The organism is Paraburkholderia sp. GV068 (genome assembly GCF_003058125.1).
Taxonomy (GTDB): domain Bacteria; phylum Pseudomonadota; class Gammaproteobacteria; order Burkholderiales; family Burkholderiaceae; genus Paraburkholderia; species Paraburkholderia graminis.
Genome location: NZ_QBUB01000001.1, coordinates 1,064,648 through 1,079,831 on the forward strand (window position 1 = coordinate 1,064,648; position 15,184 = coordinate 1,079,831).

The following is a 15,184-nucleotide window of genomic DNA, read 5'->3' on the forward strand; positions in this document are numbered from 1 at the left end:
GAATACTAGTCCCGGCATTGGCTTTGCAAAATGGCCATTTTCGACGATTTATAGGTGGCCACTTGAACGCCCGCAACCGGCTGCGAATCCCCGCTTAAGCGCCCTTGCTGGCTGTAATGGCATCGTTGCCGCGCTCACGGCGATTCGGTATGGTGGGTCATCACCTTATGAAGAGATAGCGAATGACGTCCGCCGCCGAGCCTGTTGTGCAACCTGGTTCACCGCCTATCCGCACCGACGTGCTGATCGTCGGCGCGGGTCCCGTTGGGCTCTTTGCCGCTTTCGAGGCCGGCGTGATCGGCTTGTCCTGCCAGATCGTCGATGCACTCGGCAAGATCGGCGGTCAATGCACCGAGCTCTATCCCGACAAGCCGATCTACGACATTCCCGCGATTCCGTCGTGCACGGCGCGCGAACTCGTGGACCGCCTGCTCGCGCAATGCAAGCCGTTCGACGTGCCGATTCATCTCGAGCAGCGTGTTGAATCCGTCGAGCAGCGCAGCGACGGCCGGTGGACCGTGCGCACCGATCGCGGCCTTGTGTTCGACGTCGCGGCAATCATGCTGGCCGCGGGCAACGGTGCATTCGTGCCGCAAAAGCTGCCGCTTGCCGAAGCCGTGCCGCTCGAATCGCGCCACGTGCATTACAGCGTGCAGCGTCTCGCCGATTTCGCCGACAAAACCGTGGTCGTGGCGGGCGGCGGCGATTCCGCGCTCGACTGGGCGCTCGCGTTGCGCAAGGTCGCACGGCGCGTGACGCTCGTGCATCGGCGCAACGGATTCAGCGCCGCCGATTCAAGCGTCGAGTTGATGCGGCGCGCGGTCGAAGCCGGTGAGATGGACTTTATTGTCGGCGCGATTTCAGGGCTGAAGGTGCAAAGCGACGCGCAAGAGAACGCCGAAAGCGCTGCACTCAAATCCATCACATTGCGACATATCGAGGGCGAGACCGAGTTGCCGGCGGAACAGCTCGTCGTGCTATACGGACTGGTCGCGGACCTCGGTCCGATAGGGCAGTGGGGCTTGAGCCTGCACGGCGGCCGCGTCGATGTCGATACGTCCAACTACGAGAGCTCGCGGCCAGGCATCTTCGCGGTCGGCGACATCGCCAACTATCCGAACAAGCAGAAGCTGATTCTGTCGGGCTTTCACGAGGCGTCGCTCGCGTTGCGCAAAGCGTATTCGTATGCGTATCCCGAGCGCAAACGCGTGCACGTCCATTCGAGTTACGACGCGAAGCTCGCGGAAAAAGTCAGCGCGGCAGGCTGAGCGTGCAAGACGATTGAAAGAGACCCGCTGGAGACCGCACGATTGCAAGATGGTCCGATCGCAGCGGGTCTTTTTTACATCACAAGCTGCTATTTCCCCGCAGGCTGACTCGCGGCCGCCGCCGCGCTGGCCGCCTTGTCTTTCTTCTTTGCTTCATGATGGCCGATCGCGCAGCCTGCTGCTGCGCCGGCCACGCCGTGGCCACCCGCAATATGTCCGCCGACGCCGCCGACCACCGCGCCTTTAGTGCAACCTTCGGCATGCGCCGCGGCGTGAACGAACGCGAATGAAACCACGAGAGCCGTGGCGAGAGAGGCATGTTTCAAGGCAAGCTCCTGATGTTGAATTGATCGTGTGTCGATAAAGCAAGTGCGAGACCTGACCCGTGTTTAGCGGTCTGAAAGGTTCGTTTCTTGCTGCGCGATGAGCGCTGCTCGACGAAGCGCCGGGCACTTCGCACGAGGGTCGGGCGCCGCGCCGCGCAGCGTGAGTCCCAGGTCGAAACGCAATCGGAGCCGAGCGGCATGCCACGCACGAGGACCGCGCGAATCACATCGGACAGGGCAAACTTTTTCGCGCGTCAGAGCGCGTGGCCCGCGCTGAGCCTGTTGTCCGCGAGCGCTGTTCTTCCATCCACCGCTTCTGCCGACTCCGCGCCCCTCGCGTATTTTCTCCACACCGCAGGGCCCGCTGCTGCGCCGACGATGCGCCTCGGCTGGGTGCTGACTGCAATCGTCGTGCTGGTGGTGCTGATCGTGAGCGGCTTGCTTGTCGTGGCGCTCGCTCGCAAGCGGCCTGCTGAACCGGCGGACACGATTGGTCCCGAAGCGGGCGGACTGCGCTGGATTTACGTGGGGACCGGTGCCTCGTGTGTGGCGTTGCTCGGCATGCTCGTCTACACGATGACGACGCTCGAATCCGTCGCTTCGCCCGCATCGCATGCGCGGCTTGTCATCACCGTGACCGCCTACGACTGGTGGTGGAAAGTCGATTACGCCGACGACCCCGACGCCGCGCGAAACTTCAGTACCGCCAACGAAATTCATATTCCTGTCGGCGAGCCCGTGAAGGTGCGGTTAAAAAGCGCCGATGTCGTCCACGCGTTCTGGGTGCCGCAGCTTGCCGGCAAGACGCAGACCATTCCCGGTCAAACGAACGAGCAATGGATTCAGGCCGATCGTCCCGGCATTTATCGCGGACAGTGTTCGCAGTTCTGCGGCGCGCAGCATGCGCATATGGTCTTCGAGGTCGTCACACAAAGCGCCGCAGATTTCGATGCGTGGCGAGACGCGCAAGGGCGCAACGCGATGCCGACGCAGGCATCGGCGCACGATGCGCACGACGCGCAATTCAGCGCGGGCAAGAAACTGTTCGACGAGCGCTGTGCCGGCTGCCACACGATACGCGGCACCGACGCGCACGGCTCGCAGGCCCCTGACCTCACGCATCTCGGCTCGCGACGTCTGATCGCGGCCGGTGCGCTGACGAACACGCCCGAACATCTGTTGGACTGGGTGCAGCACGCGCAGCGAATCAAACCGGAAGCATTGATGCCGAGCATCGCATTGACAACGAGCGATGCCGCCGCGCTGTCCGCTTATCTCGCGACGCTGCATTGAACCCGAGCCGGTCGCGAGTTTGCGCGACCGCCTAACGTAAGGAGCGCATTTCGATGTCCGATCACGCCGACGCGCCGAGCTCGAGCGCATCGTCTTCGTTAGCGGCTGCACATGCGCCGCGCCTCGCGCGCCGGCCGCGGCGCGGCCGCGTGCCGCCTGGCAGCGCCGACGAAAAGCGCCTGCGCGAGATCTGGGAAACGCCGCCGGGCTGGCGCGGCTGGCTTTCGTCGGTGGATCACAAGACGATCGGCTTGCGCTATCTGGTGACCGCGTTCGTGTTTCTGCTGATGGGCGGCGTCGAAGCGCTCATCATGCGCGTCCAGCTCGCGCGGCCGAATGCGACGGTGCTCACGCCTGAGCAGTACAACCAGCTCTTCACGATGCACGGCGTGACGATGATCTTTCTGTATGCGCTGCCTGTGCTGTCCGGCTTCTCGAACTACCTGTGGCCGCTTGTGCTGGGTTCGCGCGACATGGCTTTTCCGCGGCTCAATGCGCTGTCGTACTGGATCTTTCTATTCGCGGGCATCTTCCTGTACGCGAGCTTTCCGACCGGCCAGGCGCCCGACGCGGGCTGGTTCAACTACGCGCCGCTCTCGGGCCTCGAATACAGCACCGGACCCAACATCGACATCTACGCGCTCGGCATGGTGCTGCTCGGCATTTCAACGACAGTCGGCTCGATGAACTTCGTCGTGACGTTGCTGCGCATGCGCGCACCGGGCATGTCGCTCGATCGCGTGCCGGTGCTCGTGTGGGGCACGCTCACTGCATCGGCCGGCAATCTGCTCGCGGTGCCGTCAGTGAGCCTCGCATTCTTTCTGCTGTGGATGGACCGCCGCATCGGCACGCATTTCTTCGACGTACTGAACGGCGGACGGCCGCTGCTCTGGCAGCATCTGTTCTGGATCTTCGCGCATCCGTGGGTCTATGCGGTCGTGTTGCCGGCGATGGGCATCGTGTCCGATGCGTTGCCGGTGTTCTGCCGGCGCCCGCTGGTCGGCTACGGTCCTGTCGCGCTCGCCACGGTCGCGACGATGGCGATTGGTTTCGTCGTGTGGATTCACCACATGTTCGCGACGGGAATTCCGGCGCTCGCGCTGTCGTTTTTCGGCGCGGCGAGCATGGTGATCACGATTCCAAGTGCTGTAGCCACGTTTGCATGGATCGCGACCATCTGGACGGGGCGGCCGGTCTTTCGCGTGCCGTTCCTGTTTTTCGCGGGCTTCGTTTTTCTGTTCGTGGTGGGCGGCGTTTCGGGCGTGCTGACCGCGGCCGTGCCGTTCGACTGGCAACTCACCGACACCTACTTCGTCGTCGCGCATCTGCATTACGTGCTGCTCGGCATCAACGTGTTCCCGGTGATCGGCGGCATCTACTTCTGGTTCCCGAAGTTCACCGGCAAGATGATGAGCGAGCGTCTTGGCAAGCTCGGTTTCTGGGTGATGTTCGCGGGCTTCAACATCGGCTTTTTCCCGATGCATATCGCGGGGCTGCTCGGCATGCCGCGCCGCATCTACACGTATCCCGCCGATATGGGCTGGGATACGGTGAACCTCGTTACGTCGCTCGGCTCCTTTCTGTTTGCGTTCGGTATCCTGATCTTTCTCGCCGATCTCGCGGTGAGTCTGAAGCGCGGCAAGCCGGCGGGCAATAATCCGTGGGACGCACCATCGCTCGAATGGGCCGTGAGCTCGCCGCCGCCGCCGTACAACTTCGCGGTGGTGCCGACGCTCGCGAGCCGCCATCCGCTGTGGGAAGGCCGTATCGAGGAACCCGGCAACGCGGGCAACGTGCGCTCGCAAATCGACGAAGGTTATCTGCTGGCGGAGGGGCGCGAGGCGCTCGGCACGACCGCGCTCGAAGCGAATCCCGACGTGATTCTGAAGATGCCTGGCGACTCGTACGCGCCGTTCTTCCTTGCGTTGTTCGCCGCGCTTTTCTTCGCGGCGCTCGCGCTCGCGGCGTGGCTTTTCGCGGGCGCGATGCTGGCGGGCTGCGCGGTGTCGATCATCGTATGGCTGTGGCCGGAGCGCGAACTGATTCAGCGCGAACCGGTTGCTGTCCACGACGCTGGAGGCTGACATGAGCGACGCCGTCAACCTGCAGCGCTCATCGCGTGAGCCTCGCGAGCCGGACGAACCGGCCGGCGTATTGCCGACAGGCAGCGCCGGCGAGCGTTCGGGCGGCTGGTGGGGTTGCCTCACGCTTGTGCTGACCGAAGGTGCATTGTTCGGATACCTGATCTTCACGTATCTGTATCTCGCTTCGCAAAATCCGCAGCACTGGCCGCCGGAAGGTCTGCCCAAACTCACGCTCGGCGTCGTCAACACAGTCATTCTGCTGACTAGCAGCGTGTTCGTCTGGCTATGCGAGCGTTGCGTGCGCCGCCGACGCATGCGCTGGGCAGTCGCGTCGATGGCCACGGGTGTCGTGCTCGGCATCGTCTTCATGGGCATTCAGCTTGCGGAGTGGCACGACCATCCTTACGGGCTTACGACGCATCTGTATGGCTCGCTCTACTTCACGATCACCGGCTTTCATATGGCGCACGTCGCCGTCGGCATCGTCGTGTTGCTGTTGCTGCTGTTATGGACGGCGCTTGGCTATTTCGACGAGCGGCGTTGCGCGGCGTTGAGGATCGGCGGACTGTATTGGCATTTCGTCGATATCGTCTGGCTGTTCATCTTCAGCACGCTGTATCTGACGCCTTACCTCTTTCAGGAGTGGTCATGGCCCAGGACATGAACACGCCTTCGACGAGCCCATTGCCCGGCGCGCCGCACCCGCTGCGCCATGTGCTGATCGGTCTGCTGGTCGCGCCGCTCGCCTGGCTCTTGCAGATGACCGTCGCCGAAATGCTCGCTGCGCAAAGCTGTTATCCGTTCGATCATCCGTTATCCGAACCAATTCTGCCGTGGATGAAAACAGCGCTCATCGTGCTCGGCGGATTGTGCCTCGCGGCGGGCTCATTCGGCACCTGGGTCGCGTGGCGCGAAATGCGGCAGCTTGCGCCGGTCGAGTGGGCCGCGCTCGATGCCGCGCGCCGCAAGCGGGTAGAGTTGCAGCGCTTTTTGCTCAGGATCGCGGCGTTGTGCAGCACGCTGTTTCTGGTCGCTTTGATCGCGGTCGACGCCGCCATCGCGATCGTCTCGCCGTGCAAATGGTGGTGACGATGCGCGGCCTTCGTGATTTTCTCGCGATGCGCGGCAGCGGCTTGGTGCGGCGAGGTTGGCGTGCGGGCAGTGTCGCCGCGGTCGCGCTCGCGGTGATGGGCATGTTGTTGCACGATGCCGCGAGCCATGCCGGAGAAGCCGCGGCGAGCGGGGCGGGCAAGGGCATAACCAGCACCGCAACGAACAGCACGGCCACGGGCGAGGCCAACGCCAACACCAACGCTACCAACACCAACCCCACCGAAATCGCCCGCGGCGCCTACCTCGCGAAAGCCGCCGATTGCGCCGGCTGCCACACAGCCCCGCCGCGCGTCACCCAGCCGGGCGCCAAGCCCGTAGCGACGCCGCCGTTCGCGGGCGGCCTCGGCATGGGCTCGCCGTTCGGCACCATCTATTCGTCGAACATCACACCCGATCCGCAAGCGGGCATCGGCCGCTACAGCTACGAAGACTTTGCGCGCGCGTTGCGCGAGGGCGTCGCGCGAGGCGGCAAGCGGCTTTATCCGGCGATGCCGTATCCGTCGTTTTCGAAAATCACCGACGACGACCTGCACGCCCTCTACGCGTACTTCATGCACGGCGTGCAGCCTGTGCCGACACCCGCGCCGACGACGCGTCTGCCGTTCCCGTTCAACCAGCGTTGGGCGCTGCTGTTCTGGGACTGGGTTTTTGCGCCGACCAGGCAGTACCAGCCGGATCCCGCGCATGACGCGCAATGGAACCGCGGCGCCTACCTCGTGCAATCGCTCGGACATTGCGGCGCGTGCCACACGCCGCGCGGCCCCGCGTTCAACGAGCGCGGCTACAGCCATTCGAGTTCGACGTATCTGACGGGCGGCACCAATGACAACTGGTTCGCGTCGAACCTCACCGCCGATCCCGGCTCGGGCCTCGGCCGGTTTTCCGCCGACGACATCGCCGCCTTCCTCAAAGCCGGCCACGGCGGCGGACTCGTGACTTTCGGCAGCATGGTGCAAGTGGTCGAAGACAGCACCCAGTACCTGAGCGATGCCGACCGCGCCGCCATCGCCGCGTATCTGAAGAGCCTGCCGTCGCGCGCGCCGAACGGCCGCTTCAACGCAAACTCGCGCGCCGCGCAGCAGACCGTACGGGCGCTCAGAACCGGCGACGTCGAGCGGCCCGGCGCCGGCATCTACGCCACGTATTGCGCGCGATGTCATCAGATGGACGGCGCCGGCGTGCCGCAAAAGTATCCGCGGCTGGCGGGCAATCCCGCCGTGCTCGGGGCATCGAGTACATCGCTCGTGCGCTTGCTGGTCGAAGGCGGCGAGAGTCCGCACACACTCAGCGGTCCGGAGCCGCGCAAGATGCCGTCCTTCACGGACAAACTGACCGATAACGAAATGGCGCGCGTGCTGACGTTTATCCGCAATACGTGGGGCAACGCGGCTGCGCCGGTGACGTCGCGCGATGTGTCCCGTGTGCGGGCGAAGCTGGGGAAGTAGCGCCTCGAATAGCGTCTCGAATAGCGCTTCAAAAAGCGTCGCCGCGTCCGGCGATCGGCACATGGTTTGCTTCTCCTTGGCATCTGCTGCCGGTACTGCGCATGGCCTTGCCTTCATCGAACGGAGGCGGGCCGGACCCGGAGGACAAAACAATGATGGACGCGATTTATCTGCTGTTCGGGCAAGGGCGCGATCTCGACCCGCTGCAGATGAGCCTGCGCGCGGTCGTCGTGTTTCTGATCGCACTCGTGCTGATCAGGATCTCCGGACGGCGTTCGTTGGGACAGCGCTCGCCGTTCGATTCGGTCGTGGTGATTCTGCTGGGCGCCACGTTGAGCCGCGCGATCGTGGGCGCGTCGCCGTTCGTCGCCACGGTGCTGGCATCGCTCGTGATCGTCGTTTGCCATCGCCTGCTTGCGTGGATCTGCATGCGCTCGCATGCGATCGAGCGGCTCGTCGGCGGCGTCGAGCGCGAGCTGTTTAGCAACGGCGCATTCAACGAGGATCAACTGCAGGCCGCGCTGATGACCTCGAACGATGTGCGGGAAAGCGTGCGGCAGAAGATCGGCTCCCGCTCGCTCGACAAGGTCGCCGCGGCGATTCTCGAGCGCAACGGCGAAGTGAGCGTGATCCGCAAGGAGCAGTGAATTCGGCGCGGCGGGCAGTGCGGCAGACGAGCAGCGCGGGAGACCTGCGGCGCGACAGACGAGCAGCGTGGCAGACGAGCAGCGCGACAGACGAGCAGCGCGACAGACAAGTAGCGCGGCAGACGAGCAGCGCCGCAGACAAGCAGCGCGGCAGACCAGCAGCGCGACAGGTAAGTCACCAGCTCGCCAACCCACTAGCCCTCGCCGACCGCGCTATCCGCTCGTCGTCAGCCGCGCCCACCGCGCGAGATTTCTTCCCCGGCGCCACGCGGCAGCCGCAACGTCACCGGAATCGACGCGAACGAGCACAATCCCACCACGAGAAACGCGGGCCAGAAATCCGACCACATGATCGCGTCGTGGCCGTTCATCAAGCGCGAAATCTGCAGAACGATGCCGCCGACCGTCACACCGAGACCGAGCGACATCTGTTGCACGACACTGCCGAGGCTCGTCGCCCGCCCGACGTCGCGGCTCGCGATTTCCGCGTAGGTCAACGAATTGAGACTCGTGAATTGCAGCGCGGGAAAGAAGCCGCCGAGCAGCACCACGACCCAGATGATCCACGTCGGCGTGCCGGGAAAAAACAGCCCGCACGCCGCGATCGAAACGCCCGACAGCGCCGCGTTGACCACCAGCACCGAGCGAAAACCATAGCGATGCAGCACGCGCGACGCGACCGTGCGCATGAACATGCCGCCGAATGCCGACGCGCAGGTAATCAGCCCGGACTGAAACGCGCTCATGCCGTGACCTTCCTGAAGCATCAGCGGCAGCAGGAACGGCAGCGCGCCGAGACCGATGCGAAACAGCGATCCGCCGAGCACGCTCGCCTGAAACGTCGGCACCTTGAAAAAGCGCAAATCGAGCAGCGGCAGCCGCGCGCGCTGTGCATACACGACGTAAAGCACCAGCAGCACCGCGCCGATCCCGCACATGCCGAACGCGTCGCGATTGGCGATTAATTCGCCACCGATCAGCGACAACCCGAGCAGAAGCAGCACCGCGCCCGCCGCCGACAGAAAAAAGCCGATCCAGTCGAGCGGGCCGGGATGCGGCTCGCGCGTGTTGGCGATGTGCTTGTTCGTCAGATAGATGCCGAGGATGCCGATCGGCACGTTGATAAAGAAAATCAGGCGCCAGTGCAGATAAGTCGTGATGAAGCCGCCGAGCAGCGGGCCGGCCGCGGGACCGAGCATCGCGGGCACGCTCAGATAATTCATCGCGCGGATGAAGTCGACCTTGTGGACGACCCGGAAGATGATGATGCGGCCGACGGGCACCATCATCGCGCCGCCGACGCCCTGGACGAAGCGCGCGAGCGTGAAGGTGGCCAGCGAATTCGACGCCGCGCACAGCAGCGAGCCGGCCACGAAGATGCCGATTGCCGTGCGAAACACGGTGCGCGCGCCGAAGCGGTCGGCGAGCCAGCCGCAAACGGGGATGAACACGCCGAGCCCGAGCACGTAGCTCGTGACCGCGATTTTCAGCGCCACCGGGTCGCGCCCGAAGTCGCGCGCCATCGCGGGCAGGGCGGTGACGATCACGTTGGCGTCGACGCTTTCCATGAACATCGCGCACGCGACGATCAGAGGCGCTATCAGGGCGGTGCGGGCGGCGGTCATGGACAAAGCTGCGGCGGGCGGTCGCAGGCAAAGGGGTCATTATTGCACCTGTACGGTGCGGTTTGTTAATACCGCGGGCCTGCATGCCGCCCTTTTTGTGGTCGTCGACCTTGAAAGCCGCTGCCGACGCCGCTGTGATTCTTGCGCAACAGCTTTATTTTTTGTTGCACTGCGCAACGAGAGGACTATAATCGGGTTATTCCCTAGGTAGAAACCCTATACAGGAGCCTCGATATGAACACCGCCACGAACGCTGCATCCGCCCGTAACACCGTTGCCGCCAAGGGCAACTGGCTCGCGAAACTGCGCGCTCTCGCGCTGCACGCACTGAATCTGCATCTGCAAAACTGCGCCGTGATCGCTGAAGCGCATCGCCGCCCGCAGTAAGCGGCAAACGCGGCCGGGCGCGCTGAAAGGCGCTGTCGACGGTCGCGCGTTAAAGACGGTCGCGCGTCAAACGAACGCGGGTCAGCAAGCAACAAGCGGCGCATTTCGCGCCGCTTTTGCTTTGTGAACGCCGCGCGCTTCCCGTGGCTTATTCGCGGCTGACTCGCGGCTTACTCGCGGCTTACTCGCCCGAACGACGCGGCAAACGGATAAGCGTAACCGTTCGCCGCATTTTCGCCGCTCGCGCGGACCAGGCGCTCATCGCCAGCACGGTCGACGCGAGGGCCGCCAGATACAAGCCCGCCATCATCCAATCCTGTTCGGCCATCATCGTTTCTCCCGTCAAGTGCCCCGTTTGTGCGACCAACGGATCGCATCTCGCGAGGCTATTGCTTGCGATTACGGCACTTGCGGCAAAAAGCTTAGCCAGCCGTGGCTCACAGCTCACGTCAACCCGCGACGAATCTTCGTTGACCGTCCACGATTAGCGTTTAAACTTCAGCCCCCTGACTTCCGGGCCGGCCGGCGCGGCGCGGGTTCCGCCCAGGTTAAACCCCGGCGCAAAGGCCCGCAGTGTCAACCTTTTGATCTGCTTGCCGTTATCCAGTTGTAATCGCCGCAAGGCGACCTGGCGGCAGACGGCCCGTCGCCGCGACAGCTGACAGCTCCACGCAAGGCCCGCATTGACCATGTTCCATCGATATAAGAATAAATTCGACCGGCTGGGCGCGCTGTTCGTCCGCGCATCCAAAGCGCGAGGCATCAGGGGATTGCTCTCGCCCGTGCTCGCGCTGGCGATCTGCGCGCTGCTGCTCGGTGTGCTCCAGCATTTGTCGCAGGCCGTCGACTACCGTTCGGTGATGCACGAGCTGCGCCTCTTGTCCGCCTCGGAGTGGACCGCCGCGCTGGCCGCTACCGCGCTCAGCTACGTGGCGCTCGTCGGCCGCGATGCAGTCGGCTTGCGCTACCTGGGTGCAAGCGTGCCGCGCCCGGCGCTATGGATCGGCGCGACGGCCGGCTCCGCGCTCGGCAATGCCACCGGCTTCGGCGCGTTGACGGGCGGCGCGGTGCGCGCCCGCGTGTATGGCGCCTCGAGCATCACGCCCGCGCAGATCGGCCGCATGACGGTCTTCACGAGCGTCTCGCTCGCGCTTGCACTGGTCCTGATGACGGCGTTCGGCATGGTCTGCCTCGCCGGCCCGCTTGCACCGATGCTGCATCTTTCGCCCGGCACCGTCCGCTGGGTCGGTGCGTTGCTGCTCGCCGCGCTGATTCTGCTGACCGCCGCATGCCGCGCCGAGACGCGCGCGATCCGCACGCGCTGGCAATGGCTTTCGTTCGATATCCCCGCGCGCCGCGATCTGCTCGAGCAAGTCGGCCTTGCGGTCGTCGACGTGATCGCCGCCGGCCTCGCGTTGTGGGCGCTGCTGCCGCATGCGCATGTGAGCTTCGTCACCTTCATTACCGTCTATGCCGCGGCCATGCTGCTCGGCCTGATCGGCCATACGCCCGGCGGCGTCGGCGTGTTCGAAGCGGCCATGGTGTTCACGCTGAACGGCAGCGTCGCGACCCAGCAGATGGTCGCCGCGCTGCTCGCTTATCGCGCGATCTACTTCGGCGCGCCGCTCGTCGTGTCGGCTGCGCTGCTCGCGGGTTTCGAGGGCCGCGCGCTGAAAGGCCGCCTGCCGCTGCGCCATGCGGCGGCCGCGTCGAAACTCGCGCCGCTGTTTCTGAGCCTCGTTACGTTCGTGGTCGGCGGCATGCTGGTGATCTCGAGTGCGACGCCCGCGTTCTGGCAGCGCCTTCATATTCTGCGCGACGTGCTGCCGCTGTGGGTGCTCGAAAGCTCGCAGATGCTGTGCAGCGTGCTCGGCGTGCTGCTGCTGTTCGTCGCGCGCGGGCTGCTGCGGCGTCTCGATGCCGCCTGGTGGATGACCTTGCTGCTCGCGGTGCTGAGCCTCGCGTTGTCGCTGACCAAGGGCCTCGCGTTCGTCGAAGCCGGTGTGTTGTGCACGCTGATCGTGCTGCTGCTCGCGACGCGCCGGCGCTTCAATCGTCATTCGTCGCTGTTCGCCGAGCGCTTCACGGCCGGCTGGCTCGTCTCGGTCGCGATGGTGCTGATGCTCGCGACGTGGGTCATGCTGTTCGCGTTCCGCGACGTTCCTTATACGCGTGACCTGTGGTGGCAATTCGCCTTCGACGAACGCGCGCCGCGTGCGCTGCGCGCAACGCTCGCTGCGAGCCTGTTCGCCGCGACGTTCTCGTTCTGGCAGTTGCTGCGTCCCGCGCCGGGCCACTTCGTGAAGCCCGCGCCGGAAGATTTGCAGGACGCGGCGCGCATCGTGCGCGCGCAGGAGCGCAGCGACGCCGGCCTCGCGCTGATGGGCGACAAGAGCTTTCTGTTCTCGGAGTCGCGGCAAGCGTTCCTGATGTACGCGAAATACGGCCGCACGTGGGCCGCGCTGCACGATCCGGTGGGTCCGCGCGCGGAGTGGGCCGGTCTCATCAGCAAGTTCGTCGCGCTCGCGCATGCGCACGGCGGACGCGCGGCCTTCTACCAGGTGCGCGCGAACGCGTTGCCGCTGTATCTCGACGCGGGCCTCTCGCTGATGAAGCTCGGCGAGGAAGCGCACGTCGTGCTCGACGATTTCGATCTCAAGGGCTCGCACCGCGCGCATCTGCGCTACGCGCTCAAGCGCGGCGAGCGCGATGGCTTCACGGTCGAAGTGATCGACCAGGCGAACGTGCCGGCGTCGCTCGAAACGTTGCGCGGCATTTCCAACGGCTGGCTCAATAGCCGCGATGCGCGCGAGAAGAGCTTCTCGGTCGCCGCTTTCACCGACGAATACCTCGCCGCGCAATCGGTGATGCTGGTCCGCCAGAACGGCGAGCCGGTCGCGTTCGTCACCTTCATGACGACCGACCTGAACACCGAGGCGACCGTCGGCGTGATGCGTCACGTGGAAAGCGCGTCGCCGTACGCGATGGAATATCTGTTCACGCAACTGGCCTTGCATCTGAAGCAGGCCGGTTTCCGCTCGCTGAGTCTCGGCATCGCGCCGCTCTCGGGCATGCAGCCGACGCCGCTTGCGTCGCGCTGGCACCGGCTTGCCGGCATCGTGTGGCGCTTCGGCGGCCGCTTCTATAACTTCCGCGGACTGCGCGCTTTCAAGAGCAAGTTCCAGCCGCATTGGGAGCCGCGCTATCTCGCGGCGTCGGGTTCGGTGGGCGTGGTCTTCACGCTCGCGGACCTGTCATTGCTGGCAGGAGGCCGGCGTTCATGACTTTGCAATCGTTTTTCAGGCTCGCCGTCGTGGCGAGCCTCGTGGCGGGCAGCACGCTCGCGAACGCGGCGACGACCACCATTTCCGGCGGCCGCTACGGCAACGTCACCGTCACGCAGCCGGCCGGTCCCCTGCGCGGCTTCGTGGTGCTTTACTCGCAGGCGAGCGGCTGGAGCGCGGCCGATCAGCAAAGCGCCGACGCGCTGGCGAAGCAGGGCGCATTGACCGTCGGCGTGGATACCGCGCGCTATGCCGCGAAGCTCGCGACCGATCCCGCGCAGAAGAAAGAAGCCTGCCATCAGCTCGTCGGCGATGCCGAAGCGTTGAGCCATCAACTCGAGCGGCAGTCGCTGTCGAACCATTACTTCGCGCCGATCGTCGCGGGCACGGGCCAGGGCGCGACGCTCGCGATGCAGGTGCTGGAGCAGGCGCCGTCGAACACGATCGCCGGGGCTGTCGTGGTGGATGCGGAGCACACGCTCGATCCGCGCTTCAAGCCGTGCCCGCCCGATTCGACGATCATTCGCGACAAGATTCCGGGCTTCGTCGAAAAGGCATCGACGGGCAACGCAGGCAATGCGGGCAACGCCGACCGCGCGCGTCTCGTCGCGCTGATCGCGCCGCATCTGCAAACCGTGTCGACGCATGACGAGGACGTCTCCGATCTGCCGCTCATCGAACTGCCCGCCGCGCATCCGAACGGCCTGATGGCCGTCGTCATTTCCGGCGACGGCGGCTGGCGCGATCTCGACAAGACCATCGCCCAGGCGTTGCAGAAAGACGGCGTGTCGGTGATCGGCATCGACAGTCTGCGCTACTTCTGGAGCGAGAAGCCGCCCGCGCAAACGAGCCGCGACCTCGCGCGCGTGATGCAAACCTACGGCGCGCGCTGGCATGCCGAGCACATTGCACTGATCGGCTATTCGTTCGGCGCGGACGTGATGCCGTTCGCGTATAACCGCTTGCCCGAGGCGTTGCGCGCGAAGGTGTCGCTGATCTCGCTGCTCGGCTTTGCGCCTGACGCGGATTTCCAGATTCGCGTCGGCGGCTGGCTCGGCATGCCCGCGAGCGACAAGGCGCTGAAAGTGCGCCCTGAACTGGCGCGTGTGCCGCCCGCGATCGTGCAATGCATCTACGGCCAGAACGAGGAAGACACGCTGTGTCCGACGCTGACGAAGACCGGCATCGAAGTGATTCGCACGTCGGGCGACCATCACTTCGGCGGCGATTACAACGCGCTCGAGCGGCGCATTCTGAGTTCGTTCAAGAAGCAGAGCGGCGTGCGGGACTGAGTGCGCTGATCGCGCGCTCGTTTCGCACGGCGTACTCGCGGCACACTTGCATTGACAAATCCTGACCAGTCAACGATGATCGTCCGCATGAACTGCCTCGACATCCGTATTGCGCTGATTATTAGCATCATTCATCGAATGGTGGGTTAGCGCGCGTCTGATAGCAGTCACACATAACCCGCCCCACGAGGCGGGTTTTTTTATGTCCGCTTGCTCCTGCCTCCTGGTCGACTTTCGATGACACGTCCTTGCCGCACAGGAGCTTGCCTTGCCCTCACGCGAATCACAACCGCTCGATGAAGCCGTCGACCATGTCGCGCTTCGTCACGACTACCTGAAAAAAACCCTCACCGCGCGCGTCTACGACGTGGCCCGCGAGACCGAGCTCGAACGCGCGCCGCATCTGTCGGCGCGTCTGCG

The 15,184-nt window shown here is 64.7% G+C and carries 14 protein-coding genes; 10 read left to right on the plus strand and 4 right to left on the minus strand.

What is annotated here, in order from left to right:
- Positions 1-182 precede the first annotated feature (182 nt).
- Positions 183-1,268, plus strand: a complete 1,086-nt coding sequence (locus C8K18_RS04795) for an NAD(P)/FAD-dependent oxidoreductase (RefSeq protein ID WP_006053185.1) — start codon at positions 183-185, stop codon at positions 1,266-1,268.
- An 89-nt stretch (positions 1,269-1,357) separates the two neighbouring features.
- Here C8K18_RS04795 and C8K18_RS04800 read toward each other — a convergent pair whose 3' ends face one another.
- Positions 1,358-1,594, minus strand: a complete 237-nt coding sequence (locus C8K18_RS04800; protein ID WP_006053184.1) for a hypothetical protein — start codon at positions 1,592-1,594, stop codon at positions 1,358-1,360.
- A 198-nt stretch (positions 1,595-1,792) separates the two neighbouring features.
- Here C8K18_RS04800 and coxB point away from each other — a divergent pair, with 198 nt between their 5' ends.
- The 6 genes from coxB (at position 1,793) to C8K18_RS04830 (ending at position 8,176) form a co-directional block, all read left to right on the plus strand.
- Positions 1,793-2,887, plus strand: a complete 1,095-nt coding sequence (gene coxB / locus C8K18_RS04805) for a cytochrome c oxidase subunit II (protein ID WP_107706775.1) — start codon at positions 1,793-1,795, stop codon at positions 2,885-2,887.
- Between the two features lie 53 nt (positions 2,888-2,940).
- Complete coding sequence (gene ctaD / locus C8K18_RS04810) at positions 2,941-4,971, plus strand: cytochrome c oxidase subunit I (protein ID WP_107706776.1); 2,031 nt, start codon at positions 2,941-2,943, stop codon at positions 4,969-4,971.
- A 1-nt stretch (position 4,972) separates the two neighbouring features.
- Complete coding sequence (locus C8K18_RS04815) at positions 4,973-5,635, plus strand: cytochrome c oxidase subunit 3 (RefSeq protein ID WP_107706777.1); 663 nt, start codon at positions 4,973-4,975, stop codon at positions 5,633-5,635.
- Positions 5,620-6,060, plus strand: coding sequence for a hypothetical protein (locus tag C8K18_RS04820; protein WP_107706778.1), 441 nt, complete (start codon positions 5,620-5,622; stop codon positions 6,058-6,060). Before C8K18_RS04815 ends, C8K18_RS04820 begins: the two co-directional genes overlap by 16 nt.
- 29 nt (positions 6,061-6,089) lie before the next feature.
- Complete coding sequence (locus C8K18_RS04825) at positions 6,090-7,529, plus strand: c-type cytochrome (RefSeq protein ID WP_375135804.1); 1,440 nt, start codon at positions 6,090-6,092, stop codon at positions 7,527-7,529.
- Between the two features lie 152 nt (positions 7,530-7,681).
- Positions 7,682-8,176 carry a DUF421 domain-containing protein gene (locus C8K18_RS04830; RefSeq protein ID WP_107706779.1) on the plus strand — a complete coding sequence of 165 codons (495 nt, stop codon included), beginning with the start codon at positions 7,682-7,684 and terminating at the stop codon, positions 8,174-8,176.
- 227 nt (positions 8,177-8,403) lie between these two features.
- Here the strand turns inward: C8K18_RS04830 and C8K18_RS04835 are convergent, their stop codons facing one another.
- Positions 8,404-9,801: an MFS transporter gene (locus C8K18_RS04835; protein WP_006053176.1), complete on the minus strand. Its 1,398-nt coding sequence runs from the start codon at positions 9,799-9,801 to the stop codon at positions 8,404-8,406.
- A gap of 234 nt (positions 9,802-10,035) precedes the next feature.
- Between C8K18_RS04835 and C8K18_RS33220 the strand changes: the two genes are divergently transcribed.
- Positions 10,036-10,188, plus strand: a complete 153-nt coding sequence (locus C8K18_RS33220) for a hypothetical protein (RefSeq protein WP_013588207.1) — start codon at positions 10,036-10,038, stop codon at positions 10,186-10,188.
- A gap of 181 nt (positions 10,189-10,369) precedes the next feature.
- Here the strand turns inward: C8K18_RS33220 and C8K18_RS33225 are convergent, their stop codons facing one another.
- Together C8K18_RS33225 and C8K18_RS33230 are read right to left on the minus strand one after the other, a co-directional pair.
- Positions 10,370-10,519, minus strand: coding sequence for a hypothetical protein (locus tag C8K18_RS33225; protein WP_006053306.1), 150 nt, complete (start codon positions 10,517-10,519; stop codon positions 10,370-10,372).
- Between the two features lie 153 nt (positions 10,520-10,672).
- Positions 10,673-10,879 carry a hypothetical protein gene (locus tag C8K18_RS33230; RefSeq protein WP_006053305.1) on the minus strand — a complete coding sequence of 69 codons (207 nt, stop codon included), beginning with the start codon at positions 10,877-10,879 and terminating at the stop codon, positions 10,673-10,675.
- Here C8K18_RS33230 and mprF point away from each other — a divergent pair.
- The gene (gene mprF / locus C8K18_RS04845) at positions 10,878-13,472 is read left to right on the plus strand and encodes a bifunctional lysylphosphatidylglycerol flippase/synthetase MprF (RefSeq protein WP_107706780.1); all 2,595 of its coding nucleotides are present in this window, start codon (positions 10,878-10,880) and stop codon (positions 13,470-13,472) included. The two genes, C8K18_RS33230 and mprF, sit on opposite strands and share 2 nt — an antisense overlap.
- On the plus strand, positions 13,469-14,764 hold the full coding sequence (locus C8K18_RS04850; RefSeq protein ID WP_107706781.1) for a virulence factor family protein: 1,296 nt from the start codon (positions 13,469-13,471) through the stop codon (positions 14,762-14,764). Before mprF ends, C8K18_RS04850 begins: the two co-directional genes overlap by 4 nt.
- The last annotated feature ends 420 nt before the right edge of the window (positions 14,765-15,184 follow it).